The sequence below is a fragment of the Methylobacterium sp. J-118 genome (assembly GCF_057836565.1).
In genome coordinates, this window is sequence record NZ_JBYQFA010000001.1 from 2,218,958 (window position 1) to 2,243,919 (window position 24,962).

Annotated in this window: 23 protein-coding genes and 1 pseudogene; 12 read left to right on the forward strand and 12 right to left on the reverse strand. The window is 71.8% G+C overall.

The window, feature by feature from the left end:
• Positions 1 to 86: 86 nt before the first annotated feature.
• The gene (locus tag AC3IF3_RS10700; protein WP_489228692.1) at positions 87 to 1,370 is read left to right on the forward strand and encodes an OprO/OprP family phosphate-selective porin; all 1,284 of its coding nucleotides are present in this window, start codon (positions 87 to 89) and stop codon (positions 1,368 to 1,370) included.
• A gap of 20 nt (positions 1,371 to 1,390) precedes the next feature.
• Here the strand turns inward: AC3IF3_RS10700 and AC3IF3_RS10705 are convergent, their stop codons facing one another.
• Positions 1,391 to 2,806 carry an EAL domain-containing protein gene (locus AC3IF3_RS10705; protein WP_489228693.1) on the reverse strand — a complete coding sequence of 472 codons (1,416 nt, stop codon included), beginning with the start codon at positions 2,804 to 2,806 and terminating at the stop codon, positions 1,391 to 1,393.
• Positions 2,807 to 3,091: 285 nt separating this feature from the next.
• Here AC3IF3_RS10705 and AC3IF3_RS10710 point away from each other — a divergent pair, with 285 nt between their 5' ends.
• Positions 3,092 to 3,964 (forward strand): MipA/OmpV family protein, encoded by an 873-nt coding sequence (locus AC3IF3_RS10710; protein WP_489228695.1) that lies wholly within the window; start codon positions 3,092 to 3,094, stop codon positions 3,962 to 3,964.
• Positions 3,965 to 4,028: 64 nt separating this feature from the next.
• Positions 4,029 to 4,250 (forward strand): heavy-metal-associated domain-containing protein, encoded by a 222-nt coding sequence (locus tag AC3IF3_RS10715; RefSeq protein WP_243965235.1) that lies wholly within the window; start codon positions 4,029 to 4,031, stop codon positions 4,248 to 4,250.
• Between the two features lie 15 nt (positions 4,251 to 4,265).
• Here the strand turns inward: AC3IF3_RS10715 and AC3IF3_RS10720 are convergent, their stop codons facing one another.
• Complete coding sequence (locus AC3IF3_RS10720) at positions 4,266 to 4,415, reverse strand: hypothetical protein (protein WP_243965237.1); 150 nt, start codon at positions 4,413 to 4,415, stop codon at positions 4,266 to 4,268.
• A gap of 374 nt (positions 4,416 to 4,789) precedes the next feature.
• Here AC3IF3_RS10720 and mnmG point away from each other — a divergent pair, with 374 nt between their 5' ends.
• The 4 genes from mnmG to AC3IF3_RS10740 all read left to right on the forward strand — a co-directional run bounded on the left by mnmG (position 4,790) and on the right by AC3IF3_RS10740 (position 9,383).
• Positions 4,790 to 6,676 carry a tRNA uridine-5-carboxymethylaminomethyl(34) synthesis enzyme MnmG gene (gene mnmG / locus AC3IF3_RS10725; protein ID WP_489228696.1) on the forward strand — a complete coding sequence of 629 codons (1,887 nt, stop codon included), beginning with the start codon at positions 4,790 to 4,792 and terminating at the stop codon, positions 6,674 to 6,676.
• Positions 6,677 to 6,908: 232 nt separating this feature from the next.
• Positions 6,909 to 7,544: a 16S rRNA (guanine(527)-N(7))-methyltransferase RsmG gene (gene rsmG / locus AC3IF3_RS10730; protein ID WP_243965243.1), complete on the forward strand. Its 636-nt coding sequence runs from the start codon at positions 6,909 to 6,911 to the stop codon at positions 7,542 to 7,544.
• Positions 7,541 to 8,398 (forward strand): ParA family protein, encoded by an 858-nt coding sequence (locus AC3IF3_RS10735; RefSeq protein WP_243965247.1) that lies wholly within the window; start codon positions 7,541 to 7,543, stop codon positions 8,396 to 8,398. Before rsmG ends, AC3IF3_RS10735 begins: the two co-directional genes overlap by 4 nt.
• 91 nt (positions 8,399 to 8,489) lie before the next feature.
• Positions 8,490 to 9,383, forward strand: coding sequence for a ParB/RepB/Spo0J family partition protein (locus tag AC3IF3_RS10740; RefSeq protein ID WP_243965272.1), 894 nt, complete (start codon positions 8,490 to 8,492; stop codon positions 9,381 to 9,383).
• Positions 9,384 to 9,477: 94 nt separating this feature from the next.
• Here AC3IF3_RS10740 and holA read toward each other — a convergent pair whose 3' ends face one another.
• From holA to AC3IF3_RS10765, 5 genes are all read right to left on the reverse strand, one after another.
• The gene (gene holA / locus AC3IF3_RS10745; RefSeq protein WP_243965249.1) at positions 9,478 to 10,521 is read right to left on the reverse strand and encodes a DNA polymerase III subunit delta; all 1,044 of its coding nucleotides are present in this window, start codon (positions 10,519 to 10,521) and stop codon (positions 9,478 to 9,480) included.
• Positions 10,522 to 10,528: 7 nt separating this feature from the next.
• Positions 10,529 to 11,074: an LPS assembly lipoprotein LptE gene (locus AC3IF3_RS10750; protein ID WP_243965251.1), complete on the reverse strand. Its 546-nt coding sequence runs from the start codon at positions 11,072 to 11,074 to the stop codon at positions 10,529 to 10,531.
• A gap of 134 nt (positions 11,075 to 11,208) precedes the next feature.
• Entirely contained in the window at positions 11,209 to 12,162 is a 954-nt protein-coding gene (locus AC3IF3_RS10755; protein ID WP_489215824.1) for an AEC family transporter, read from the reverse strand.
• Between the two features lie 107 nt (positions 12,163 to 12,269).
• On the reverse strand, positions 12,270 to 14,516 hold the full coding sequence (locus tag AC3IF3_RS10760; RefSeq protein WP_489228698.1) for a TonB-dependent siderophore receptor: 2,247 nt from the start codon (positions 14,514 to 14,516) through the stop codon (positions 12,270 to 12,272).
• A gap of 131 nt (positions 14,517 to 14,647) precedes the next feature.
• Entirely contained in the window at positions 14,648 to 15,493 is an 846-nt protein-coding gene (locus AC3IF3_RS10765) for an acid phosphatase (RefSeq protein ID WP_489228700.1), read from the reverse strand.
• 259 nt (positions 15,494 to 15,752) lie between these two features.
• Here AC3IF3_RS10765 and AC3IF3_RS10770 point away from each other — a divergent pair, with 259 nt between their 5' ends.
• Positions 15,753 to 16,139: a hypothetical protein gene (locus AC3IF3_RS10770; protein WP_489228702.1), complete on the forward strand. Its 387-nt coding sequence runs from the start codon at positions 15,753 to 15,755 to the stop codon at positions 16,137 to 16,139.
• A gap of 17 nt (positions 16,140 to 16,156) precedes the next feature.
• On the opposite strand, the gene AC3IF3_RS10775 is transcribed toward AC3IF3_RS10770, so the two are convergent.
• The 4 genes from AC3IF3_RS10775 to AC3IF3_RS10790 form a co-directional block, all read right to left on the reverse strand.
• A complete protein-coding gene (locus AC3IF3_RS10775) occupies positions 16,157 to 17,011 on the reverse strand; it encodes an alpha/beta fold hydrolase (RefSeq protein WP_489231277.1) in 855 nt (284 codons plus the stop codon).
• Between the two features lie 88 nt (positions 17,012 to 17,099).
• Positions 17,100 to 17,975 (reverse strand): 2,3,4,5-tetrahydropyridine-2,6-dicarboxylate N-succinyltransferase, encoded by an 876-nt coding sequence (dapD, locus tag AC3IF3_RS10780; RefSeq protein ID WP_489215832.1) that lies wholly within the window; start codon positions 17,973 to 17,975, stop codon positions 17,100 to 17,102.
• Between the two features lie 35 nt (positions 17,976 to 18,010).
• Positions 18,011 to 18,502, reverse strand: coding sequence for a cyclic nucleotide-binding domain-containing protein (locus AC3IF3_RS10785; protein WP_243965258.1), 492 nt, complete (start codon positions 18,500 to 18,502; stop codon positions 18,011 to 18,013).
• Positions 18,503 to 18,567: 65 nt separating this feature from the next.
• A complete protein-coding gene (locus AC3IF3_RS10790) occupies positions 18,568 to 19,254 on the reverse strand; it encodes a response regulator transcription factor (RefSeq protein ID WP_489228704.1) in 687 nt (228 codons plus the stop codon).
• A 393-nt stretch (positions 19,255 to 19,647) separates the two neighbouring features.
• Here AC3IF3_RS10790 and AC3IF3_RS10795 point away from each other — a divergent pair, with 393 nt between their 5' ends.
• Positions 19,648 to 20,214 carry a L,D-transpeptidase family protein gene (locus AC3IF3_RS10795; protein WP_489215835.1) on the forward strand — a complete coding sequence of 189 codons (567 nt, stop codon included), beginning with the start codon at positions 19,648 to 19,650 and terminating at the stop codon, positions 20,212 to 20,214.
• A 189-nt stretch (positions 20,215 to 20,403) separates the two neighbouring features.
• Here AC3IF3_RS10795 and AC3IF3_RS10800 read toward each other — a convergent pair whose 3' ends face one another.
• Positions 20,404 to 21,156 carry a YggS family pyridoxal phosphate-dependent enzyme gene (locus tag AC3IF3_RS10800; RefSeq protein ID WP_489228705.1) on the reverse strand — a complete coding sequence of 251 codons (753 nt, stop codon included), beginning with the start codon at positions 21,154 to 21,156 and terminating at the stop codon, positions 20,404 to 20,406.
• A 389-nt stretch (positions 21,157 to 21,545) separates the two neighbouring features.
• On the opposite strand from AC3IF3_RS10800, the gene leuS reads away from it, so the two are divergent.
• From leuS to AC3IF3_RS10815, 3 genes and pseudogenes are all read left to right on the forward strand, one after another.
• Positions 21,546 to 24,128 carry a leucine--tRNA ligase gene (leuS, locus tag AC3IF3_RS10805; RefSeq protein WP_489228706.1) on the forward strand — a complete coding sequence of 861 codons (2,583 nt, stop codon included), beginning with the start codon at positions 21,546 to 21,548 and terminating at the stop codon, positions 24,126 to 24,128.
• A gap of 349 nt (positions 24,129 to 24,477) precedes the next feature.
• Positions 24,478 to 24,651 (forward strand): annotated as a pseudogene (locus AC3IF3_RS10810) (DUF2283 domain-containing protein); the annotation flags it as partial.
• A 27-nt stretch (positions 24,652 to 24,678) separates the two neighbouring features.
• Complete coding sequence (locus AC3IF3_RS10815; protein ID WP_489228707.1) at positions 24,679 to 24,960, forward strand: helix-turn-helix domain-containing protein; 282 nt, start codon at positions 24,679 to 24,681, stop codon at positions 24,958 to 24,960.
• Positions 24,961 to 24,962 lie beyond the last annotated feature (2 nt).

The following is a 24,962-nucleotide window of genomic DNA, read 5'->3' on the forward strand; positions in this document are numbered from 1 at the left end:
GCGGCCGGATCACGCCCCCGGGATTTTCGGGCTCGGCTGATCCAGGATGCTGGCGTCTCGGCGCGAACCTGCTCTCTGCTCGCGCGGTGATCAGAACCCGTGCCCCGGCCCTCCTCGCCGCCTCCCTCGCCCTGTCGGCCCCGGCCAGCGCCGGGGATGACGGGTTCGAGGGCATGGCCGGGCCCTACGGGGAGCGCCTGCGCTACGACGCCAAGGGTCTGAGCCTGACCTTTCCCGAGCCCGACGTGACCCTGCAGATCGGGGGGCGGCTCCACATCGATGCCGGCGGGGCCTCGGCCGGCGGGCTCGACCTGTCCCGGGCGTTTCCCGACACCGTCGCGGTGCGCCGTGCCTGGATCGAGCCGACGCTGACGATCGGCCGGGACTGGGTGATCGCCTTCCAGTACGATTTCAGCGATCCCATGCTGCCGATCAACGACGCCTTCGTCGCCTGGAAGGGGGGGCCGGACACGATCGTAACGCTCGGCAACATGAAGGTGCCGTTCAGCCTGGAATGGCTGCAGAGCAACAACAACACCCTGTTCGTCGAGCGCTCGGTGGCCAACGCCCTCGTGCCGGAGCGCCGGTTCGGCGCCGCGATCGGGCGGCACGGGCAGGCCTGGACCGCCGTGGCCGGGGTGTTCGGCAACGCCGCCAGCAACGGCATCGCGGGGGACGGCGTGGCAGTGGCGGCCCGCGCCACCCTGGCGCCATTCCTGGAGGAGCGCGAGACCCTGCATCTGGGGCTCGCGGCGATCTATCGCCGCCGGTCCCGGGACGACGGCCCGTTCAGCTTCTCCAGCCCGGCGGGCACGGCCCTGTTCGCGCGGCCCCTGGTCGATACCGGCGATCTCCCCGACGCGGCGAGCGTCACCCGGATCGGGGCCGAATTCGCCTACCGGACCGGCCCGTTCCTGCTCCAGGCGGAATATCTCCGCACCGAGCTCCAGCCGTTCGGCGGGCCCGGCGTGCCCGCCGCCGGCCTCGGCTTCCAGGGCGGCTACGTGGAGGCCGCCTGGGTGCTGAACGGGGCGGGCCGCGCCTACGCGCTGACGCCCCAGGGCGGCACCACCTACGCGACCTTCAAGGGGGTGCAGGTGGCGGAGGGGCAGCGCGTCTCCCGGGGGGGCGCCGGCGTGTTCGAGCTGGCCGCCCGCTACAGTGCCATCGACCTGAACGCCCGGGGCTTCCGCGGCGGCACCGAGCAGGACGCGACCCTCGGCCTGAGCTGGTACCCGGAGCCGAATCTCCGGCTCATCGCGAACTACGTCCACGGGCGGGTCCGGCCGGGCGAGTCCCAGGTCGCGGCCTTCGGCACGGCGCCGTTCTCGGTCGACACCGTCGTGGGGCGCCTGCAGATCTACTGGTGAACGGAGGCCGGCCCGGGCGGTCAGACGGCCCGGCGCAGGACGGAGCGGAACGGGCGCCGCTCGGGGGCCGGCTCGGTGGGGGGCGCGGGCGTGTCGGGCGGCAGGGCGGCCAGGACCTCGGCCCGCACGGGGCGCGGCGTCGCGAAGGCCCCGCCCTGGGCGAAGGGCACGTCGAGGTCGATCAGGTCGGGGACGTCCGCCTCGTCCGAGACGCCGGTGGCGACGAGGCGGATCCCGGCCCGCGCCAGGGCCGGTGCCGTGTCCTCCACGGCGATATCCGAGAGGCTGCCCCCGGCGGCGTCCGGCCGCAGCAGCATCTCGACCGGCACCTTGACCTGGCCGATGCCGAGGGCGGCGCAGTCCGCTGGGTCGAAGCGCAGATCGTCCGGGCGGTCGAGGCTGAACCCGATCCGGCCGCGCAGCGGCGCCAGGAGGCCGCGCTGGCCGGCGTCGAGGCTCCGCCAGCTCGCCTGGGGCAGGGCGATCACCAGCCCGGCCAGCGCCGGATCGTCCGCGGCCGTGCGGGCCAGCTCGCGCAGCAGGCCGGGCTCGAACAGCGACAGCGGCGAGAGGCCGTAGGTGAGCATGGTGTCGCTGCCCCGGCGGGCGAGGTGGCGGACCACGAGGGCGGCCCGCTGGAGCATGCGGCGGTCGAGTTCGGTGGTGCGGCCGTACCGCTCCAGCACCGGGAGGAACGCCTCGGGCTCCACCGCCGGAGCGCCGGGGTCACCGATCCGCAACCGGGCCAGCGCCTCGTAGGCCACGACCTTGCGCTGGGGCAGGCTGACGACCGGCTGCAGGTGGATCTCCAGCCCCTCCCCCTCGAACGCCCGGAGGATCGCGGCCTCGCTCTCCGGGTCCCATCTGGGCGGCACGGGCGGGATCGGCCGGGGCTGACTTGGGACCGGGGGGATCGGGCGCGGCGGGATCGGCGCGGCCGCCGGCGGCCCGGGGACGGGCGGGGGCGCCGCCGCCACCCGCGGCGGAACCGGCTCCGGCGCCGCTGCGACCGGTACCGCCGGGGGGGCCGGCGCAGGCCGGGCTTTCAGGCCCGCGATCTCGGCATCCTGCGTGCTCACCACCCCGGTGAGGTCGCGCACGATACCGCTGAGGAGGCCGAGCTCGACGCTCAGCTCCTCGATCTGGGCCCGGAGCGCCGCCGTCTCGCCCGGCTCGGAAAGCGACGGCGCGGGCAGGGCGGTGGTCTCGACCTTGAGCAGGCGCCGGGACAGGAGATCGACCTCGCCCGACAGCTTCTCGCAGCGTGCCTTCAGGGTGGCGATGCGCGTGAGGGCGAGGCCGGACACCCCGGCCGCCACGGCGCCGAGGGTCAGGGCGCTCCAGAGCGGCAGGAACACGGCGAGCGGCCCGAACACGACGAGCCCGAGGAGGGCGACCGTCAACAGCCCCGCGTACCGGCCGAGGACCGGGACCATCGTCTGAACACCTGCCGGGGTCACGCACCGGTCGCCGGGGAGGTCCCGGGCGAAGCCCCGCCGGGCGCGATCCGAATCATCGGATCATTGGCCCGGTGCGACCGGCGCGGCAAGGCTGAGGAAAGGCGATGGCGGCCCGACCCGTGTGAATTCCGCGGAGTGTGACGCCGCCGCCGCCCGAAACGTTGCTGAATCGTCACGGCCCGCCCGTTTGCGCGCTGGTCCGGGGCGGGTTGCGCGTCTTGCAAATGCGCCGGCAAGCAAAAGGCGCCATAAAGCGGGGCCATGACGCCCGTACCCCCGCGTAATCTCCGTCTCCGCGCCGTTCTCGCCGCAGGTGCGCTCCTCGCCGCCGGCGGCACGACCGCATCCCGGGCGGCGGATCTCGCCCCTGATCTTCCCCGCCAGACCCCAACCTTCGCGATGGTCGATCCCACCACCTGGATCGTCACGCTGGGCGCCTCGATCCAGGCGATCCCGCGCTATCCCGGGGCCAGCGACTACACGGCGGTGGGCTATCCCTCGATCGACATCCGCAAGGTCGGCGAGCCGCGCCGCTTCTCGACGCCGGATGACGGCTTCAGCCTGGCCCTCTACGACAACGAGATGTTCCGGATCGGACCGACCGCGCGCTTCGTGCCGGGGCGCTACTACAGCGACGACCGGCGCCACCTGTTCGGCTTCCGCGACGCGCGCTTCGCGGTCGAGCCCGGGGTGTTCGTGGAGTTCTACCCGGTCTCCTTCATCCGCACCCGCGTGGAGGTCCGGCAGGGCGTCTACGGGCATCACGGCACGGTGAGCTCCCTGGCGGCCGATTACCTGATCCCGACGGAGAAGTTCCTGTTCTCCCTGGGGCCGCGGTTCAACATCGGCGACGGCAGCTACGCCCGGAAGTATTTCGGCGTCTCCCCGGTCGAGGCGACGCTGAACGGGCGTGTCACCGCCTACGATCCGCGCAGCTTCTATTCGGCGGGCGTGCTCGGCGCCGTGACCTACACGCAGAGCGAGACCTGGGCCTACACGGCCTATGCCGGCTACAACCGGATCCTCGGCGCCTCCGGCAACAGCCCGCTGGTGCGCCGGCCGTTCGGCGATCCGAACCAGTATCAGTTCGGCCTGCGGATCGACTACGCGTTCCGGATGCCGGCCCTGTTCTGAGCCGCGACTTGCGCGGGTCGCACCGGGCCCCGACATTCCGGCCACATGGTTCACGGAGGCTCGAATGGATACGACGCGCGCCGATCTGCTGATGCGGGTCGAGGGCATGACCTGCGACGGCTGTGCCGCCGCGGTGACCCGCACGGTGAAGCGCCTCGATCCCGGGGCCGAGATTCAGGTGGATCGGGATGCGGGGCGCGTGGCGATCCGCACGGACGCGCAGGCGCTTGTCGTCGCCGAGGCCCTGACCAGGGCGGGCTACACGGCCACGGCCATGACCGGCTGATACGGGCGCCCGGCCCTAGGCGCGGGTCAGGTACATCCCGGTCAGCAGCAGGCCGAAACCCGCGAGGCCGAACAGGCCCTCCTGGCGCCGGGTGGTGTCGAGGAAATGGGCGGCGGCGCCGGCCGCGCAACAGGTGGCGCCCAGGCCGATGGCGAGCGACGACATCGTGGTCTCCCCCTCGCGCGCCGCCCTGCGACGCCGCGAAGCGAGGTCTCCCGGGTGCCTGCCGAACACCGGCGTCCGCGCAGGAATCGGGGACAGCGCAAGATTTGCACGGGCCGAACCGGCTGGCAAGCGCGGTCCCGCAAGTCGTCACCCGCCCGAGGACAGTATAGCGGCGGCGCATGACCCGGCCGCAGGTCTCGATCGCGGAAAAGACTGTCTTCGCCGACGAGGCGGGGCGGGGCGGCCGGAGATGCCGTGGCGCCCGCGCATCGGCCCGGTTCCGGTTTCCGGGGCGATGCGCTAGACCGGCCGGCACCCCGCCCCCGCCCGCCGGCTCGGCGCGGCACCCCCTGCCCGAGGCTGTTCGTCACCCGATGCCCATTCCCTCCCTCGACCGGTTCGACGTCGCGGTCGTCGGTGGCGGCCATGCCGGCGTCGAGGCCGCCGCCGCCGCGGCGCGCTGCGGCGCCCGCACCGTGCTGGTCACGCACGATCCGGCGACGATCGGGGCGATGTCGTGCAACCCCGCCATCGGCGGCCTCGGCAAGGGCCACGTGGTGCGCGAGGTCGATGCCCTGGACGGGCTGATGGGCCGGGTCGCGGACGCCGCCGGCATCCAGTTCCGCCTGCTCAACCGCCGGAAGGGCCCGGCCGTGCGCGGACCCCGGACCCAGGCGGACCGGAAGCTCTACGCCGCCGCCATGCAGGCGGCCGTCACCGGGACCGCGGGCCTGACCGTGGTGGCGGGCGCCTGCGAGGATCTCGCCCTGGATGCGGAGGGACACATCCGGGGCCTCGTCCTGGCGGATGGGCGCAGCCTCGCCTGCGGCGCGGTGGTGCTGACCACCGGCACCTTCCTGCGCGGCCTGATCCATATCGGCGAGCGCCAGATCCCGGCCGGCCGGGTCGGCGAGGCGCCCGCCCTCGGGCTGGCCCGGACCCTCGACCGCCTCGACCTGCGCCTCGGGCGCCTGAAGACCGGGACGCCGCCGCGCCTCGACGGCCGGACCATCGACTGGGCCGGGCTGGAGATGCAGGAGGCCGATGCCGAGCCGGTGCCGTTCTCGACGCTCACCGAGGCGATCACCAATCCGCAGATCCGCTGCGGCATCACCCGGACCACCCGGGCGGTCCACGACCTGATCCGCGCCAACCTGCACCGCTCGCCGATGTATTCCGGCGGCATCGCCAGCCGGGGGCCGCGCTACTGCCCGTCGATCGAGGACAAGGTGGTGCGTTTCGGCGACCGGGAGGGCCACCAGATCTTCTTGGAACCGGAAGGACTCGAGGATCCCACCATCTACCCGAACGGCATCTCCACCGCCTTGCCCGAGGCGGTGCAGCACGACCTCGTCCGGCTGATCCCGGGCCTGGAACGGGTCGAGATCCTGCGGCCGGGCTACGCCATCGAGTACGATTACGTCGACCCCCGGGAACTCGACACGGGCCTCCAGGTGAAGCGCCGGCCCGGCCTGTTCCTGGCCGGGCAGATCAACGGCACCACCGGCTACGAGGAGGCGGCGGGGCAGGGGCTGGTGGCGGGCCTGAACGCCGCGCGCCACGCCGGCGGCCTCGACGTCGCGACCTTCGACCGGGCCGAATCCTATCTCGGCGTCATGATCGACGACCTCGTGACCCACGGGGTCAGCGAGCCCTACCGGATGTTCACCTCGCGCTCGGAGTACCGGCTGTCCCTGCGGGTCGACAACGCCGATGCCCGGCTGACCCCGCGCGGGATTGATCTGGGCTGTGTCGGCTCGGCCCGCGCGGCCCATTTCGCCGCGTCCCACGGGGCGCTCGCCGGGGCCCGCGCCCGGCTGGACGCCCTGACCCTGACGCCGAGCCAGGCGGCCGGGCACGGGATCAGCCTGAACCGCGACGGCATCCGCCGGACGGCGTTCCAGCTGCTCGCCTATCCGGAGATCGAATGGCGGGACCTCGCGGCGATCTGGCCGGATCTCGCATCCGTGGCGCCGCGCATCGCCGACCGGCTCAAGACCGACGCGACCTACGCGGTCTATCTCGACCGGCAGAACGCCGACATCGCGGCCTTCCGCCGGGACGAGGCCGTGCGCCTGCCGGCGGGCCTGGACTACGCGGCGATCAGCGGCCTGTCGAACGAGATGCGCACGAAGCTGGAGACCGTGCGTCCCGGCACCCTGGGGCAGGCGGCGCGGATCGAGGGCGTGACGCCTGCCGCGCTGACGCTGCTGGCTGCGCATGCAAGGCGGGGCGAGCGCGTTGCCACGGTGGGCCGGTGATGCGGTTGAGCAGGGCGGGGATACCCGCCGACCCCGGAACTAGGTCCGCGTCATCCCACCCTCTACCTCATCCTGAGGTGCCGGAGCGGAGCGGAGGCCTCGAAGGAGCCCTCCAGAAACCACTGCGATCCCTGGAGCCCTCCTTCGAGGCGGCTTCGCCGCACCTCAGGATGAGGTCGAGGATGGGATCGCCCGGGACGATAGTCGGCATGGCGAAGGTCTCAACCCGCCCATGACCGACCCCGACCGCGCGCGTGTCCTCGCGGCCGCGAATGTTTCACGTGAAACAGCCGAGCGCCTCGACCTCTACGTGGCCCAGCTCCGGCGCTGGCAGCCGATCAAGAACCTCGTCGGCCCGGCCACCCTGGCGGAGGTCTGGAGCCGGCACGTCGACGACGCCCTCCAGCTCCTCGATCTGGCGCCGGAGGCCCGGACCTGGCTCGATCTCGGCTCCGGAGCGGGGATCCCGGGGCTGATCCTCGCCATCGCCGGGGCGGAGCGGGGCATCCGGGTCGATCTGGTGGAGAGCAACGCGCGCAAATGCGCCTTCCTCACCGAGACCGCCCGGCTCACCGGTGCCCCGGTCCGGGTGCGCAACGCCCGGATCGAGGCGGTGATCGGCGACTATGCGGGGACCGAGATCGTCTGCGCCCGGGCCCTGGCGCCCCTCGCCCAGCTCCTCGCCTGGACCGAGCCGCTGTTGAAAACGGGCACCACCGGCTTGTTTCCGAAGGGCAGGGACGCGCAAGCCGAATTGACCCAGGCGGCCGCGCAGTGGAGAGTCGTTAACGACCTCGTGCCGAGCCGGACCGATTCCGAAGCCCGAATCGTGCGCGTCACCGCCCTCGCCGCCCCGAGTCATCGATGAGCGAAGCCCTCCTCGGCGAGCCTGCCGACCGGTCCCTGGACTCGTCCGTGCGTCGTCCCCTGCGCGTGCTGGCGCTCGCCAACCAGAAGGGCGGCGTCGGCAAGACCACGACGGCGATCAACCTCGGCACCGCGCTCGCGGCGATCGGCGAGGACGTTCTGGTCATCGACCTCGATCCGCAGGGCAACGCCTCCACGGGGCTGGGGATCGACCGGGCGAACCGGCGGGTCTCCACCTACGAGGTCATGGCCGGGGAGGCGTCCCTCGCCCAGGCGGTGATCCCCACGGCGGTGCCGCGGCTGTCGATCGCGCCCTCGACCATGGATCTCCTCGGGCTGGAGCTGGAGCTGGCCACCCTGCCCGACCGGGCGCACCGGCTGCGCAGCATGCTCAAGAGCCTGACCCAGGCCCCGAGCCTGAGCCGGATCAGCTACGTGCTGATCGACTGCCCGCCCTCGCTCAACCTGCTGACCATCAACGCCCTGGCGGCAGCCGACGCGGTGCTGGTGCCGCTGCAATGCGAGTTCTTCGCCCTGGAGGGCTTGAGCCAGCTCCTGCGCACCGTCGAGCAGGTCCGCGGGGCGCTCAACCCGAAGCTGACGATCCAGGGGATCGTGCTGACCATGTACGATCCGCGCAACAACCTCTCCGCCCAGGTGGTGGCGGATGTCCGCGGCTTCATGGGCGACAAGGTCTACGAGACGGTGATTCCGCGCAACGTCCGGATCTCCGAGGCGCCCTCGCACGGCAAGCCGGCCCTGCTGTACGACCTGAAATGCGCCGGCAGCCAGGCCTATCTGCGCCTGGCCTCCGAGGTGATCCAGCGCGAGGGCCGGGTGCCGGCGGCGGCCTGAGCCTGAATGGGGCGCCGAACGCGGTTCGGCGGTCCCCGGTGAGCCCCCCCGGAGCGGGGGGTGAGTGTGGAGCGTGACACGGGTGGCAAGCATGGCGGAGGAGGGGGCAAGACCCCGGCTGGGGCGCGGTCTCGCCGCGCTGATCGGCGATTTCGGCGATGCCGGGCCGGCTCCGGCCAAGGTCGAGGGACAGCGCAAGGTCGCCATCGAGTTCCTGCGGCCGAACCCGCGCAACCCGCGGCGCAGCTTTGGCGAGGTGGAACTGGCGGAACTGGCGACCTCGATCACCCAGCGCGGCCTGATCCAGCCGATCGTGGTCCGCCCGATCGGCGACGTGCCGGGGACGTTCGAGATCGTCGCCGGCGAGCGCCGCTGGCGGGCGGCCCAGCGGGCCGGGCTCGACGAGGTGCCGGTGGTGGTGGTCGAGATCGACGACCGGGCCTCCCTGGAATTCGCCATCCTGGAGAATGTCCAGCGCAGCGACCTCAACCCGATCGAGGAGGCGACGGGCTACGAGCGCCTGATGCAGGATTTCGCCTACACCCAGAAGGACCTGGCCGAGATCCTGGGCAAGAGCCGCAGCCATCTCGCCAACACCCTGCGCCTGCTCAACCTGCCGCCCTCCGTGCAGGACCGGCTGTCGGCGGGCGAACTCACCGCCGGCCACGCCCGGGCGCTGCTGCCGGTGAAGGATCCGGAGGCCTTGGCCCGCCGGGTGGTGGTCGAGGGCCTGTCGGTGCGGCAGGTGGAGGCGATCGCGTCGGCGGAGGCCGAGCCCGCCGACACCCCCCGCCCCGGCCGCCCGCGCCTCTCGGCCGAGCGCGCCGCGCCGGTCCGCGACCTGGAATTGCGGATCCGCCGCGCCCTGGGCGTCGAGGTGTCCTACCGGCCCAAGGACGAGGCCTCCGGCGAGATCCGGATCCGCTACGAGACCCCGGACGAGCTGCAGGGGCTTCTGAACCGGTTCAAGGTCTCGGACGGCTGAGCGAAGGCGGGGTTCCCAAAGGAAAGTAGGAAGCCCGTTCCGAGTCTCTCCCTCCCCCGCAGAGGGGGGAGGGGGACGCGCGGATCCGGACCTCTTACCGCCGTCGGCGCGCCCCCGCCTCCGCGACCCGCAGCAAAGCCGCGGAGGCCAGCGCGTGGGCCAGGTCCGGCTCGGCCCGCCGACAGGCGAGGATCGCCGCCTGGAGGGCCGCCACGGCCTGACGCAGGGTGCCGGGCCCCCAGGTGCCGAGCTGCCCCTCCAGGCTCGCCCTGCGCTTGAAATGCAAGCCCCGCCACGTCGCCACCATCAGGGCCGGCGTCTTCTCCGGATTGTCCAGGCGGGTCGTCAGCAGGGTCAGGGCGTGCCGCAGGGCCGAGCCCAGCACCACGCCCGGGTCCAGCCCCTCGTGCCGGAAGCGCCGGTACTCCCGCTCCACCGCATCGCGGCGGCCGTCGAAAGCGGCGTCGATCAGGGTGTTGAGCACGCTCGCGGCCACATCGCTGGTGATGGCCTCCACGTGATCCAGCGTCACGACCGTGTCCCCCTGCCCCGCCCCGGCCGCGTAGAGGGCGAGCTTTTCGATCTCCATCAGGCTCGCCCGGCGGTCGCCGCCGAGGCTGCGGGCCAGGACCTCCCGGGCGGCGCGGTCGATCCGCAGGCCCCGCTCCTGGAGGGTGCGGTCGATCAGCTCGGCGAGCGTCCGCTCGTCGTCCGCGTAGCACGGGATCGCCAGCGCCCGGGTCGAGCGCTCGCACAGGGTGCGCAGCGGATTGTTCTTGGCGAGGTCGCCGCCCTCCACGACGATGCGCGCATCGGCGATCGCGGCGCCGAGCACCGCCTCGACGGCCGGCGCGTAGTTGCGCGTCCCGGGCCGGACCCAGATCGACCGGCGCCCGCCGAACAGGCCCATCGTCCCGGCCTCGTCGCAGAGGCGGCCCGGATCGGACGCCAGGGCGTCGCCATCGATCCGCACCAGGGCGAAGGGATCGGCCGGGTCTGCGACGAAATCCTCGGCGAGCTTGCGGGCCCGCTCGGTCACGAGTCCGGTATCGGGGCCATAGACCAGGATCACCGGGATGCGCGGATCGGGCCCGCGCCGGATCAGCCCCTCGATCTCGCCCGCCTTGACGGCCGTCAAGGCCGGCTCACGGCTTGGTCGAGAGGACGGCGGCGAGGCGGCCCTTGATCTGGTCGGAGAGCACGCTGGCGAGCCGGATCTCGGCGTCCCGCGCCGCCCGCTGGCTGGCGAAGCGCTGGACCGAGCGGTCGTAGGTCGCGGTCGAGGTGGCGACCCCCTCGCTGTAGACCTTGGTGCCCGCCATGTCCTCCAGGCTGTACTTGATGTTGGCCACCAGCGTGCCCGCCTCGGCCCGGCCCGTGGTCGAGGACACGATCGGGGTCTGCACGATCTCGGAGCCCGAGAGCTTCAGCCGGTAGGTCTTGGTCGCCGGCTGGCCCGACCCGTCGAGGTCGAAGACCAATTCGCTGCGCAGGTAATGCCCGAGCCGTTCCTGACCCTGGGCCATCGCTACGTCGTCGACCTGCACGGAGGCCAGCAGCGCCTGGACCGGAACGCCGGAGGCGGTCGGCCCGTAGAGCGGACGGAAACAGGCCGACAGGCTCAAGCCCAGACCGCCCACGCAGGCGAGGCGTGCGATCCGCCCCACAACCGATACGCCCGAACCCACCATCAGCCGTCGTTCCGCCCCGCTTCACCGACCTGTTCTAGCGCGGACATGGCGTGCGGCGCCACGACGCGTGAGGCCGCGTGTTCCGATTTCCGGTTAACATGGTGTCTGCGGCGGGAGCATGGTCGCCCGGTTTCTCAGAGTGTCGCCAGGTAGCCCGAGACCGTCAGCACCGCCAGCACGGTGGAGACCAGGACCACCGTGGCGGTGAGATCGGCCTCGCGCCGGTAGAACTCCGCCAGCATGAACGGGCCGGTGCCGGTGGGCAGCGCGGCCATCAGCACGGCGAGGTGGAGCAGGAGCGGCGGCAGGGCGAACACGTAGCGGCCGAGCCCGTAGGCGAGCAGGGGATGGGCGGCGAGCTTCAGCCCGACCAGCAGCGCGGCGATCCGCCCCTGAGCCTCCCGGCGCCGGCGCGTCTGCGCCAGGAACAGGCCGAGCGCCACCAGGGCGCAGGGCGAGGCCGCGCCCCCGAGGAGCTTGAGGAACGTCTCCACGGGCGCCGGCAGGGTGAGGCCGAGGCTCGGCACCAGGGCTCCCAGGGCGGGCGCCACCAGGAGCGGGTTGCGCACCAGCGAGCGGCCGACCGCGAGCCAGACGGGCACGCGCGGGCCGTCCGGCCCGCCCGCCGCCGCCCCCCGCCGGAGCCCGGTCTCGATCAGCACGATCGCCACCGCGAACACCGCGCAGACCGTGAGGATCACCGCCACCGTGGTGGGGGCGAGCGCCTCCGGCCCGAAGGCGGCGAGCGCCAGGGGGAAGCCCATGAAGCCGGTATTGGCGTAGCCGGCATTGAGCCCGTCCACGGCGGCGTCGGCCAGGGGGCGCCCGGCGCCGCACCGGAGCAGGACGGTGAGTGCGAAGACCGCGAGGCTGCTCAACCCGAAGGCGCCGATGAAGCCGGGCTTCCAGAGGGCGCTCCAATGGGCGTGGGCGGTGACGTCGAACAGCAGGGCCGGCAGGGCCAGGAAGACCACGAAGCGGTTGAGTTCCGTGGTGGCGGCGGCGCCGAGCACGCCGATCCGCCGGGCCAGCCAGCCCGCGAGGATCAGCGCGAAGATCGGCAGCACGACCGGGAGGGTCGAGAGCATGGGCGGCTCGGGTCGGACGAGGAGGCCCCGGCCTTAGGACGGATTGCGCGCCGACCTCCAGTGCCGGGGGCGGGGGCCTGCCATGCTCCCCCGACCCCGGGGGCCCGCTACCAGCGGTAGATCAGGCTGCCGATCACGGTCGCCGGGGCGCCGCGGTAGCAGAAGCCCGCCTGGCAGGTGGCGTAATCCCGGTCGAAGATGTTGAACGCGTTGATCTGCGCCCGGACGCCTTTGTACTTCGGATCCAGCGCCGCGAAGTCGTAGGCCACCAGCGCGTCGAACTGCGTCACGGTCGGGTTGCGCACGGTGTTGAGGTCGTCGGTGAAGCTGGTGCCTGAGAAACGGACGCCGCCGCCGACCTGCAGGCCGCGCAGCGGCGAGGCGGGCGGGAACTGGTAGGTCCCGAAGACCGCCAGGGTATCCCCCGGGATACCCGAGACCGCGTTCCCGCTGATCGATCGCGTCGAACCGGGATAGGTCGCGGTGAGGTAGCGCAGGTCGAGGTGGGTATAGGCGAAGGTCAGGTTCGTGCCCGGCGCGAAGTTGGCCGTCAGCTCCGCCTCGAAGCCCTTGGATTCCACGGATCCGCTCGCCACCGTGTTGGCGACGTTGGTCGGGTCGGTCTGCAGGACGCTCGACTGCACGATGTCGAAGCCCGCGAACGCGCCGGTGATGGCGGTGCCGGGGATGGCGTATTTGACGCCGGCCTCGATCTGGTCGCCCGTGGCGGGCTTGAACGAGCGGCCGTTGATGTCGACGCCGAGTTGCGGCGTGAAGGTGGTCGCGTAGCTCGCGTAGGGCACGAGGCCCGGCGCCAGCAGGTAGTTCAGGCCGACGCGGCCGGTGAACACCGCATCGTTCCGGCTCTGCGCCGCGCCGAGGCTGTCCGGCGTGCCGCTGCGGGTGGATTGGCTCACGAAGTCCTGGCGGCCCGTGAGGGTCAGGACGAAGCGGTCGAACTTGGCCTGCTCCTGGATGTAGAGGCCGACCTGGTCCTGCGTCTGGTCCGACGCGGAGGTGAGGGCCGGGCGTGGCACGAAGGTGCGGGCGCGGAAGGTCGAGAAGTCGGTGACACCCGTGAGGTCGAGGTCCGGGATCAGCCCGAAACCGGCCTGGCGTCGGTAATCGTAGTGGAGATAATCCAAGCCGCCGATCAGGGTGTGGCGCACCGGGCCGGTGACCAGACGGGCTTCGAGCTGATTGTCCAGCGCCACCGAGCCGAGCCGGTCCTGGATCAGCCCGTTCTCGCGCTGGGCCGACAGCCCTGTGACGCTGTCGATCTGGGTGTAGGCCAGCGTCGTGTTGACATTCTGATAGCGGACATTCTGTCGGAAGATCAGGTCGGGCGTGAAGGTGTGCTCGAAGGCGTAGCCGATCCGATAGGATTCCTGGGTGATGGCGTTGAAGCTGGCATCGCCCTGGTACAGGCGCGTCACCACGAAGCCCGGGGCGTTGTAGAAGGTCGAAACGCCGGGGGTCTTCGAGCGCTGGTACTCCGTGAGCAGCGTGAACGTCGTGTCGGCCGAGGGCTTCCAGGTCACGGCCGGGGCGATCGTGAAGCGGTTGTCCGTGCCGCTCGGCAGGAACGTGTTGGCGTCGCGGAAGGCGCCGGTCAGCCGGTAGGCCAGGGTGCCGTCGGACCCTTCGACCGGGCTGCCGAGATCGAAATTGCCCTGATAGCGATCGAAATTGCCGCCCTGGAACCAGACCTCGCCGAAGGGCACGAAGACCGGCCGTTTCGACGTGACGTCGACGATGCCGCCCGGCGAGCCGAGCCCGTAGAGGCCCGAGGCCGGGCCCCGCAGGATGGTGACCGCTTCGGCCCCGTAGGGCTCGATCCGGGGGGCCGAGAAGCCGACGCCGGATTGACGCAGACCGTCGCGGAACACCCCCGTGTAGGTCTCGTCGAAGCCGCGGATGTAGAACGAATCGAAGCGCGGGTCGAAGCCGAACACGTTGTTGGAGACCCCCGGCGTGTAGGCCAGCGCCTCGTTGAGGCTCTGGACGTTGCGGTCGTTGAGCTGCTCCCGGGTGACCACGGAGATCGATTGCGGCGCCTCGATCAGCGCCGTGTTGGTCTTGGTGGCGGTGGGGCTGACGCGGGCGACGTAGCCGGTGATCCCCGAGGGGCCGCCGCCGCCGCCGCTGGTGGCCGACGTGCCGCCGTCGCCGCCGCTGACATTGGCGCCCCCCAGGCCGGAACCGGCCGGGATCGCGGGTCCGGGGCCGGCGGCCTCCACGGAGATCTGGTCGAGCTGCACGCGCGCGCCCTGCGCGGCGGCGTGCGGCGCGGCGGCGGCAGACAGGGCCGCGGCAGCGAGAAGCGGCCCGAGGGGGGTGGAACGTGGGGACATGTCGAATCCTCGGATGCATCGCGACGGTGGCGCGCAACCTCAGGATCGTCCGTTCACGGGGTCTTGATCAAGCCGAAAAAGTGTTGCAAATCACACACTTAGAAGTGTTCAAACCTGGAATTGTTCGAGATTCAGAACTCCAGCGGCGGCTCCCGCAGGGCCTCGGACTCCCGGGTGCAGACGGCCTGGTCGGGGGCTGAGCCGCCCCCCGACAGGGCCCCCCGGAGCTCGGCCCGCGCCCTGTCGAGATCGGCCCGAAAGCCCGGATCGCCCATCAGCGCGGCGAAGACCGTCGTGCCGGTGAGGCGCCCGGCCGCCACGTCGCTGAGCCAATGGACCCCGCACACGACCCGGCTCTCGCCATAGGCCCGGCCCCGCGCCAGGATCGCGGTCGCCTTCTCGGGGACCAGGGACGCCAGGATCAGCGCGTAGGCCCAGCCCTGGGTCGCGTGGCCGGACGGGTAGCTGAAGCTGTCGGCGAGCGCCTGGGTCCGCTGGACGCAGATCGGCGCCTCGTTGCCCACGAACGGGCGCAGCCGGCGGTAATGGACCTTCGGGCCCCGGGTCGCATGGGCGAGGTCGAGCCGGGCGCGCTCCAGCAGGGTGATCACCGCCGGCACCCGGGCTTGGTCGATCCGGGTGCCGAGCACGCAGGCGAAGTTCTCCAGCACCGCGGCCGCCCCCTCGGCCACGTCGTTGGCGGCGATCTCCCAGCGCGGGCTGCCCTTGAGGGCGCGGGTGTTGGCGAAGGCCGCCCGGTCGGCCATGTCGAGGGGGGCGTTGTGGGCCGGCGGCGGCGGCAGGATCCGGACGGCGTCGGGGAGCGCCGTGTCCGCTAGATAGGGCTTGACCGCCGGCCTGCCGGGCTTGAGCGTGTCGGCCCCGAGGGACGGCGCGGCGGGGGGCGGATCCTCGGCGCGCACCGGCGCGGCGGCGAGCAGGACGGCGAGGGCCGACAGGGACAGGGTGCGCAGCATCGGATCCGTGGCGGTTTCGAACGGAGAGACGGGCCCCGCCTCCGAAGACGAACGGCACGGCCGGCCGGTTCAGTCCGTGCACAGGCCCTCCGCGCTGTCCAGGGGGCGCCCTTGCCGGTGCGGTGGCGTTGACCCGGGGGGCCAATCGCGCGAACGCCGCGTGTCCGCGTCCCGCCCAACCGGGCATGGCTCAGCCGCTCGACCACGACCGCCTCCGCGAGGCCCTCGATGCGCTCGGTGCCGACCGCGCCGAGCACGGGTGATTCGTCGAACTCGCCCCCTACGGCGGCGGTGCGCTGATGCCGGGGCGCATCTGGCCCGGCGCTGGGGCCTGCCGATCCCCCTCTGGGTCCGGGCCGAGAGCCGCTATCTCGCCACCGCCCTGCTCGTGCCCGACGACAGGGCCCAGCGGGGCGACCTGCTCTGCGTCAGCCCGGTGTCGTTCCGGACGCGGCTGCTCGTCACCGGGCCGGATCCCCTCCAGCGCGCCCGCTTCCCCGACCACCGCGGCGTGATCACGATGCCCGCAGCGCCCCGCCCCGGCGCGTTGAACCCGGGCGTCCCAAGGGCTGACCCTGACGGAGCGGACGGCGCCGCGCGGCAGCAAGGCTCGCCCCGCACCCGCAAACGGTCACGGACCTCGTGAAACCATAACTTCGCCGGCTAACCTCCCTGGATCGCCGCCGCGACCGCGGCGGGGAATTCCTCGTGCGGGCTGAGCGCCCCGGGGATCGCGGCGCCCGTCACCCGGCCGCCGGCGATCAGCGCGTCCATCTCGGCGCCGGAGCGGCGCGGGGCATTCCCGGGCCGCAGCACCAGGGTCGGCGGCAGGCCGTCGTCGAACAGGGCCAGGAACGCCGCCCGGCTCGCCACCGGGTCGAGGCCGCCGGTGACGAAGGCGGCGGTGCCGAACCGGCCGTTGCGCTGGCGGGTGATCGCGTGCTTGTCGCGGATCAGGGCCGGGGTCACCCGGCCGGCATCGGCATAGACATGGGCGCGCATCATCCGGCCGATGATCGGCGGGCTGATGTTGATCCGGTAGAGCGCCTCGCCGAGGAGCGGCGCCTCCACGGCCCGGCGGATGCGCGGGAACCAGTGGGCGCGGCCCGGCATCGCGGTGGGCAGCGGCCCCCGCCAGGTCGGCGCCACCAGCACCAGCCGGGCGAAGGTTTTGGGGTGGCGCCGCGCCGCCGCGACCAGATAGCCGGCGGCGTGGCCGGCCGCGACCCCGAGGGCGTAGGGGCCGGGGGCGGCGTCGAGCAGCGCGTCGAGGAAGGCGTGGAAGGTCGCGGGTTCCAGCGGCATCCGCGCCCGCGGCCGGGCGCCGAAGCCCGGCCAGTCGGGGATGCGGCAGCGATAGTCGGACCCGAGGGCGCGGGCGAGGGCCTGCATCTCGGCCCGCGCCGAGATGGTCGACAGGGCCGGGAGCAGCAGCGCCTCCGGCCCGTGCCCGATCAGGTCACACGGGGTCGGCACCGGCCGGCCCGCCACCGTGAGGTTCAGCGCCTGCGTGTCCATCCGGCGGTCCACCCGATCGGGGATCCCAAAGGGCCATGCCCTTTGGTGGGTTGCCAGGGCAAAGCCCTGGCGCGCAGCAGACGGCGCTTCAGGTGCGCAGCAGCTCGTTGATGGCGGTCTTGGAGCGGGTGCCGGCATCGACGCGCTTGACGATCACCGCGCAGTACAGGCCCGGGCCGGGGGAGCCGTCCGGCAGGGCCTTGCCGGGCATCGTGCCGGAGACCACCACCGAGTAGGGCGGCACGCGGCCGTACATCACCTCGCCGGTGGTGCGGTCGACGATCTTGGTGGAGGCGCCGATATAGACGCCCATCGACAGGACGCTGCCCTGGCCGACGATGACACCCTCGGCCACCTCGGCGCGGGCGCCGATAAAGCAATCGTCCTCGATGATCACCGGGTTGGCCTGGAGCGGCTCCAGCACGCCCGCGATGCCGGCGCCGCCGGAGATGTGGCAGTTCTTGCCCACCTGCGCGCAGGAGCCGATCGTCACCCAGGTGTCGACCATCGTGCCCGCGCCCACATGGGCGCCGAGATTGACGAAGCTCGGCATCAGCACGGCGCCCGGCGCGATGTAGGCGCCGCGGCGGACGAAGCAGCCCGGCACGGCGCGCAGGCCGGCAGCCCGGAACTCGGCTTCGCCCCAACCGGCGAATTTCGATGCGACCTTGTCCCACCAGGGCGCGCCGCCGGGGCCGCCCTCGATCGCCGCCATGTCGTTGAGGCGGAAGGACAGCAGCACCGCCTTCTTGAGCCACTGGTTGACCACCCAATCGTGGTTGCCGCTCTTCTCGGCGACCCGGGCCTTGCCGGAATCGAGCAGCTCCAGGGCCGCCTCCACCGCCTCGCGCACGGCACCCCGTGTGGCGGTCGAGATGCCGGCGCGGTCCTCCCAGGCGGCCTCGATGGTACGGGCAAGATCGGACTGGGCGGGATCGGAAGGAGGCGTGCCGGCCTGGGACATGAAGGATCGGAACTCTCGTGGCGGGAGGCCCGTGCTTACAAGCGGCCACCGGGGCTGTCACCTGAGGAGATGCCGTCGATGACGTCGAGAAGCCCGCGCACGTGATCGAGATCGGCCACCAGGCCGGCGAGGTCGTCGGCCAGGGTGTCGTGGACCGCCTGGGCGGCCTCGGGGAACTCCTCCAGCACCCGGCGCATCAGCGTCGGGGTGATCCGCATGACCGCGGCATCCTCCACGGCCCGGGCCGCGGTCGGCCGGGTGCCGCGCACGAACAGGGCGAGCTGTCCGATCAGGGCGGAGCGGCCGGCCCGCACCGGCTCGGTCCTGGCGTCCCGGGGTTCGAGCCGGATCGTCCCGGCCATCACGACGAAGCCGCCATCGGCCGGATCGCCGCGGTCGAACAGCAGGTCGCCCTCCGCGAGGTCCCGCCGCTCGGCCGCGAAGGTCAGCAGGCGCAGGGCGTCCCGGTCGAGGAAGCCGAACAGCGGCGCGGCCGCGAGGATCGCGATATCGTCGTCGAGCCCCAAGAACGCCTCACCACCCTGCGCATACGCGAACCGACCAGTTCGCCTATACGTAAAACTTCTTTTCGTCAGGGCAGCAACTTGTATCCGCCGCCCTCCGTGACGAGGATCGCGGCGGTGGCGGGGTTCGGCTCGATCTTCTGGCGCAGCCGGTAGATATGCGTCTCCAGGGTGTGGGTGGTGACGTGGGCGTTGTAGCCCCAGACCTCGGCCAGCAGCGTGTCCCGGTTCACCACCGCCCGGCCCGCCCGGTAGAGGAAGCGCAGGATCGCGGTCTCTTTCTCGGTGAGCTTGAGCTTCGAGCCGCGCTCGCCGACCAGCAGCTTGGCGCCGGGCCGGAACGTGTAGGGGCCGATCTGGAACACCGCGTCCTCGGAGGCCTCGTGGCTGCGCAGGTGCGCGCGGATCCGGGCCAGCAGGATGCCGAATTTGAACGGCTTGGTGACGTAGTCGTTTGCGCCGGCCTCCAGGCCCTCGACGTGGTCCGCCTCGGAATCCTGGGCGGTGAGCATGATCACCGGCCCGCGGAACCCCCCGGCCCGCATCCGGCGCACGGCCTCGCGCCCGTCGATATCGGGCAGGCCGACATCCATCACCGCGAGGTCGATGCGCTCGGCGGCCACCCGCCGGATCGCGTCGGCGGCGTTCGCCTCGGTGAGCACCGAGAATTCCTCGTCGTGATCGAGCTGCTCGGTGAGGGTGTCGCGCAGGATCGCGTCGTCGTCGCAGATCAGCAGGCGGTAGGCATTCGGCATCGTCCAGGTCCCAGGGCAGGCTGCCGGCGGGGAGGGTGATCCTCCCGGGCGGCGGCGTGCGATGACTCGCGGTTGTTGGCAGGATCGCGCGGCGATTCTGCGGAGGCTTTCGTTTCCACATCATTGTCCCCGCCGGAGCGGGGACCGCCCCGGCGAAGGGGGTTGCTGCGGGGCGGGACGCGCTGGAATTCAAAGGCCTCCGTCGCCACGGCGCGGGCGCCGGGCCGATCCCCCCGAATCCCGGCTTGGCTGCCCGGGTTCCGGCCAAGGATAGGGCGGCCTTTGTGGCCGGAAATTGCCTTGTGCGCAATTTTTACCGGACCGGGTGCGGAGATCGGGCATAAATCGCGCCGCGCCGGCCCGTCCGGTCGGCGGCGAAGGGGGAGGGCGACGATGGGGCGACGGCCGAGCGGGCAGGCTGATGGTGTCCGGCAGTCGGTCCGGGAGATCCGGGTACGGGCGGTGGTCGGCGACCGATGCCGGGGCCAGCTGCTGGTCGGGCCGGCGGTCATCCCCTGCGCCCTCGGGGCCGGGGGCATCGTCAGCGACAAGCGCGAGGGCGACGGCGGCTCGCCGCGCGGGCGGTTCCGGCTGCGCGGCGGCGCCTACCGGCCCGACCATCTCGGCATCCGTCCGCGCACCGCGCTGCCCCTGCGCCCGACCCGGCCCGACGACGGCTGGTGCGACGATCGCCGGGACCGCCGCTACAACCGGCCGATCCGCCTCCCGGCCCCCGGCGTGAGCGCCGAGGCGCTGTGGCGGGGCGACGGGCTCTACGACGTCGTGATCGACCTCGACTACAACCGCGCGCCGATCCGGAAGGGGCGGGGCTCGGCGATCTTCCTGCACGTCGCCCGGGACGGCTACCGCCCCACGGAGGGCTGCGTCGCCCTGGCCCGGGCCGACCTGCTGCGCCTGCTCCGGCGGCTCGGGCCGCGGACCTATCTGCGGATCGGGTGAGCGCGGCCGTCAGGTCTCCGCGGGGTCGCGCTGGATCGGGCACCCCCTGTCCGGATCCGCTTCGCGCGCGCCTCGGCCCTGGCGAAAGCGAGGTCCATTTCGAGCCCGATCGCCGCGTGCGCCGCGCGATAGGCGGAATCCGCGTTTCAGCGGTCCCGGACGGCCTTGAAGGGAATCGTCATGCGCACCTCAGGCCTTCCGGGTCCGCGCGCCGAAGATCGCGGTGCCGACCCGGACATGGGTCGCGCCGAGCTGGATCGCCGCCGGGAAATCCGCGCTCATGCCCATCGAGAGGATCGGCAGGCCGTGCGCCTGCGCCAGCCGGGCCAGCAGGGCGAAATGGGCCGAGGGCGGATCCTCCGCCGGGGGGATGCACATCAGCCCCTGGATGGCCAGCCCATGGGTCTCGCGGCATTCGGACAGCAGGGTGGCGAGCTGGTCGGGCAGGACGCCGCCCTTCTGCGGCTCGGCACCGGTATTGACCTGGATCAGCAGCTTCGGCGTGCGGCCGGACCGGGCGATCTCCTTGGCGAGGGCGGCGGCCAGCGACGGGCGGTCGAGGGCGTGGATCACGTCGAACAGGGCGACCGCCTCCCGGGCCTTGTTGGATTGCAAGGGGCCGACGAGATGCAGCTCGACATCCGGGTAGCGGGCCCGCAGGTCGGGCCATTTCGCGGTGGATTCCTGGACGTAATTCTCCCCGAAGACCCGCTGCCCCGCCTCGAGCGCCGGCAGGATGCCCGCGGCCGGCACGGTCTTGGAGACGGCGACCAGCTGCACCGTCGCCGGGTCGCGCTCCGAATCCTCGGCCGCCTGGGCGATGGCGGCCCGCACCTCGGCGAGCCCGGCCGCCACGTCGGCCTGTCCGACCGGCAGCTTCGCGGTCGGGTGACCCATCCCGTCCGTGGGCAGGGCGTTCGGGGCGGTGATCGCGTCGTCCATGATGGGTTTGTCCTAACGCTGCCGGAAGCCGACACGATGACGATGCGGCGCCCTCCCGCGACCAGCTGTCCAACCCATCCCCTCATCCTGAGGTGCCGGAGCGTAGCGGAGGCCTCGAAGGAGCCCTCCAGCCAGCCGCGCGATCCCTGGAGGGCTCCTTCGAGGCCCGCTTCGCGGGCACCTCAGGATGAGGGGGGTTGGGTTGGAACAGGCCGGAGACGGCCGCCCTCGTGTATCGTGTTATTCATCGACCTATGTGCTGGCGCGCCCCGCGCAAGCCCGAATCGCGCCCTGCGTTGACCGGCTCCGGCGCAGATATGCTATCGCGGATCCACCGTGCCGTCGGTGTTCCCCGGAACGGCCGACGAGCCCCTCATTCCGCCGGATCCATGACCAGCACCGCCCCCCAGCCCGTCGAGCGTTACAACGCCAAGGATGCCGAGCCGCGCTGGCAGGAGGCCTGGGCCGAGCGGCGCCTGTTCGAGACCGACAATGCCGACGGCCGGCCGAAATACTACGTGCTGGAGATGTTCCCCTACCCGTCGGGGCGCATCCACATGGGCCATGTCCGCAACTACGCCATGGGCGACGTGGTCGCCCGCTACAAGCGCGCCCGGGGCTTCAACGTGCTCCACCCGATGGGCTGGGACGCCTTCGGCCTGCCGGCCGAGAACGCCGCCATGGAGCGCAAGGTCAACCCGCGGGACTGGACCTACGCCAACATCGCGTCGATGCGCGACCAGCTGAAGGCCATGGGCCTGTCGCTGGACTGGAGCCGGGAGATCGCCACCTGCGACCCCGATTATTACAAGCACCAGCAGCGCATGTTCCTGGACTTCCTGGACAAGGGCCTCGTCACCCGCCGCACCGCCAAGGTGAACTGGGACCCGGTGGACCACACGGTGCTGGCCAACGAGCAGGTGATCGACGGGCGCGGCTGGCGCTCTGGCGCCCTGGTCGAGCAGCGCGAGCTGACCCAGTGGTTCTTCAAGATCACCGACTTCGCCGAGGATCTGCTGATTGCCCTCGACGGGCTGGACCGCTGGCCGGAAAAGGTCCGGCTGATGCAGAAGAACTGGATCGGCCGCTCCGAGGGGCTGGAAGTCCGGTTCGCCCTGGCCCGTCCGGTGGCCGGCGCCTCCGATTCGGTCACCGTCTACACGACCCGGCCCGACACGCTGTTCGGCGCCAAGTTCCTGGCGATCGCCGCCGATCACCCGCTCGCCGCGGCGCTGGCCGCAGACAGGCCCGGCCTCCAGGCCTTCATCGAGGAATGCCGCCGCACCGGCACCGCGCAGGCCGCGATCGACACCGCCGAGAAGCACGGCTTCGACACCGGCCTGACCGTGCGCCACCCCCTCGACCCGTCCTGGGAGCTGCCGGTCTACGTGGCGAATTTCGTGCTGATGGAATACGGCACCGGCGCGGTGTTCGGCTGCCCGGCCCACGACCAGCGCGACCTCGACTTCGCCAACAAGTACGGGCTCGGCAACACCCCGGTGGTCTGCCCCGAGGGCCAGGACCCGGCGACGTTCGTCATCACCGACACCGCCTATGTCGAGGATGGGCGGATGATCCATTCGCGCTTCCTCGATGGCATGACCACCGACGCGGCCTTCGAGGCCGTGGCCCGGCGGCTCGAAGGGGAGGGGGTCGCGACCCGCAAGGTCCAGTTCCGCCTGCGCGACTGGGGCGTCTCGCGCCAGCGCTACTGGGGCTGCCCGATCCCGATCATCCATTGCGAGTCCTGCGGCCCGGTCCCGGTGCCGGTCTCCGACCTGCCGGTGAAGCTGCCGGACGAAGTCTCCTTCGACCAGCCCGGCAACCCGCTGGAGCGCGACCGGGCCTGGCGCGACGTGCCCTGCCCGCGCTGCGGCGCCCCGGCCCGGCGCGAGACCGACACGATGGACACGTTCGTCGATTCGTCCTGGTACTATGCCCGCTTCACCGCGCCCTGGCTCACCGACGCCCCCACCGACCGGGCCGTGGTCGACCATTGGCTGGCGGTGGACCAGTATATCGGCGGCATCGAGCACGCGATCCTGCACCTGCTCTACGCCCGGTTCTTCATGCGGGCGATGCGCGAGACCGGCTGGTCCGGGGTGTCCGAGCCCTTCGCCGGGCTGTTCACGCAAGGGATGGTCGTCCACGAGACCTACAAGGACGCCGCCGGCGCCTGGGTGACCCCGGCCGAGATCCGCTTCACCACCGAGGAGGGCGAGCGCCGCGCGTTTCACGTGAAAACTCAGGCGCCGATCGCGATCGGCCCGATCGAGAAGATGTCGAAGTCCAAGAAGAACGTGGTCGACCCGGACGACATCATCGCGAGCTACGGGGCCGACACGGCGCGCTGGTTCATGCTGTCCGATTCGCCGCCGGAGCGCGACGTGATCTGGACCGAGGAGGGGGTGCAGGGCGCCGCCCGGTTCGTCCAGAAGGTCTGGCGGCTGGTCAACGCCGCCGGACAGGCGACGGGAGACGGCGCCGCCGATCTGCCCCTGCGCAAGGCCGCCCACCGGGCCCTGGCCTCCGTGCAGGACGATATCGAGCGCCTGCGCTTCAACCGGTGCGTCGCCCACATCTACACCCTGGCCAACGCCCTGGAGGATGGCCTGCGCGGTCCGGTCACGCCCGCGGCCGCCACGGAGGCGGCTGGCATCCTGGTCCAGCTCATCGCACCGATGATGCCGCATCTGGCAGAGGAGTGCTGGCTGGTTCTGGGGCGCTCCGGCCTCGCCGCGCAGGCGCCCTGGCCGGAGGCGGAGGCCGGGCTGCTCGTCGAGGACGAGATCACCCTGCCGGTCCAGATCAACGGCAAGAAGCGGGCGGACGTGACCGTGCCGCGCGACGCCGACGCCAAGGCGGTCGAGGCGGCGACGCTGGCCCTGGAGGCGGTCCAGCGGGTGCTGGAGGGCAAGGCGCCGCGGAAGGTGATCGTGGTGCCGGGGCGGATCGTGAATCTGGTGGTTTGAAGATTCTACCCCGGCCGAGGTTCGATGCAGGAGTCCGCTCCGTGCCGACTCAGAGAGCCGTTCAGAAAGCGTTTCTCCAATCCTCGGCCTCATCCTGAGGTGCCCGCGAAGCGGGCCTCGAAGGAGGGCTCCAGAAGGCGCTGCGATCCCTGGAGGGCTCCTTTGAGGCCTCCGCTGCGCTTCGGCACCTCAGGATGAGGTGGAGGATTGGAAATGGCAGGGGTGCCTCGGTGGTGAGGGCTCAGCGCAGGGCGCATGTTGGAAAAACCGGCGTTGACGTCTCGCACGCGCTCGCTCTTCCTCGATCGCGGCTGAAGGCGCAGATGTGAAAGGTTGATACGATCTAGAGGCTGACGCCCTGTATCTCCGCTTCGCCGATACTGTGGTGCGTGATAGTGAGGAGGTCCGACCCGGCATCATTCTAGATTTCGACGTAGAGGGCCGCGTTGTTGCCATCGAGATTCTCGATACCAAGGAGTGTCTCTCGGCGGGCGCGGATTTGGCACATTTGGCCGCCGCCTGAAGCCCGCAGGCATTGGAACGCTCGGACATGACCGCACAAACCTTCGTCAGCGTGTTCGAAGCTTTGACCGATACGCCCATTGAGGCTGCCAACATGACGGCCCGTGCCGACCTGTTGCTGGCCATCCGGGAACGCATCCGAACGTGGAACCTGCCGCAGGAGAAGGCAGCGGCGCGGCTCGGCCTGACGCGTCCCCGTCTCAACGACCTGATGCGTGGCAAAGTCGACAAGTTCTCCCTGGATGCGCTGGTCAATATCGCCAGCGCGACAGGCCTCGCACTTCGCATTCAGGTCGTCGAGGCGGCCTGATC

What these genes read in the sequence shown, in the direction of transcription:
- AC3IF3_RS10710 (WP_489228695.1), top strand. Translation starts at nt 3,092, where the DNA reads ATGACGCCCGTACCCCCGCGTAATCTCCGTCTCCGCGCCGTTCTCGCC.
- AC3IF3_RS10800 (WP_489228705.1), bottom strand. Translation starts at nt 21,156, where the DNA reads ATGGACGACGCGATCACCGCCCCGAACGCCCTGCCCACGGACGGGATG.
- dapD (WP_489215832.1), bottom strand. Translation starts at nt 17,975, where the DNA reads ATGTCCCAGGCCGGCACGCCTCCTTCCGATCCCGCCCAGTCCGATCTT.
- AC3IF3_RS10755 (WP_489215824.1), bottom strand. Translation starts at nt 12,162, where the DNA reads ATGCTCTCGACCCTCCCGGTCGTGCTGCCGATCTTCGCGCTGATCCTC.
- AC3IF3_RS10715 (WP_243965235.1), top strand. Translation starts at nt 4,029, where the DNA reads ATGGATACGACGCGCGCCGATCTGCTGATGCGGGTCGAGGGCATGACC.
- AC3IF3_RS10760 (WP_489228698.1), bottom strand. Translation starts at nt 14,516, where the DNA reads ATGTCCCCACGTTCCACCCCCCTCGGGCCGCTTCTCGCTGCCGCGGCC.
- AC3IF3_RS10750 (WP_243965251.1), bottom strand. Translation starts at nt 11,074, where the DNA reads ATGGTGGGTTCGGGCGTATCGGTTGTGGGGCGGATCGCACGCCTCGCC.
- AC3IF3_RS10720 (WP_243965237.1), bottom strand. Translation starts at nt 4,415, where the DNA reads ATGTCGTCGCTCGCCATCGGCCTGGGCGCCACCTGTTGCGCGGCCGGC.
- AC3IF3_RS10705 (WP_489228693.1), bottom strand. Translation starts at nt 2,806, where the DNA reads ATGGTCCCGGTCCTCGGCCGGTACGCGGGGCTGTTGACGGTCGCCCTC.
- AC3IF3_RS10790 (WP_489228704.1), bottom strand. Translation starts at nt 19,254, where the DNA reads ATGCCGAATGCCTACCGCCTGCTGATCTGCGACGACGACGCGATCCTG.
- AC3IF3_RS10740 (WP_243965272.1), top strand. Translation starts at nt 8,490, where the DNA reads ATGGCGGAGGAGGGGGCAAGACCCCGGCTGGGGCGCGGTCTCGCCGCG.
- leuS (WP_489228706.1), top strand. Translation starts at nt 21,546, where the DNA reads ATGACCAGCACCGCCCCCCAGCCCGTCGAGCGTTACAACGCCAAGGAT.
- AC3IF3_RS10775 (WP_489231277.1), bottom strand. Translation starts at nt 17,011, where the DNA reads ATGGACACGCAGGCGCTGAACCTCACGGTGGCGGGCCGGCCGGTGCCG.
- AC3IF3_RS10765 (WP_489228700.1), bottom strand. Translation starts at nt 15,493, where the DNA reads ATGCTGCGCACCCTGTCCCTGTCGGCCCTCGCCGTCCTGCTCGCCGCC.
- AC3IF3_RS10795 (WP_489215835.1), top strand. Translation starts at nt 19,648, where the DNA reads ATGGGGCGACGGCCGAGCGGGCAGGCTGATGGTGTCCGGCAGTCGGTC.
- AC3IF3_RS10735 (WP_243965247.1), top strand. Translation starts at nt 7,541, where the DNA reads ATGAGCGAAGCCCTCCTCGGCGAGCCTGCCGACCGGTCCCTGGACTCG.
- AC3IF3_RS10815 (WP_489228707.1), top strand. Translation starts at nt 24,679, where the DNA reads ATGACCGCACAAACCTTCGTCAGCGTGTTCGAAGCTTTGACCGATACG.
- rsmG (WP_243965243.1), top strand. Translation starts at nt 6,909, where the DNA reads ATGACCGACCCCGACCGCGCGCGTGTCCTCGCGGCCGCGAATGTTTCA.
- mnmG (WP_489228696.1), top strand. Translation starts at nt 4,790, where the DNA reads ATGCCCATTCCCTCCCTCGACCGGTTCGACGTCGCGGTCGTCGGTGGC.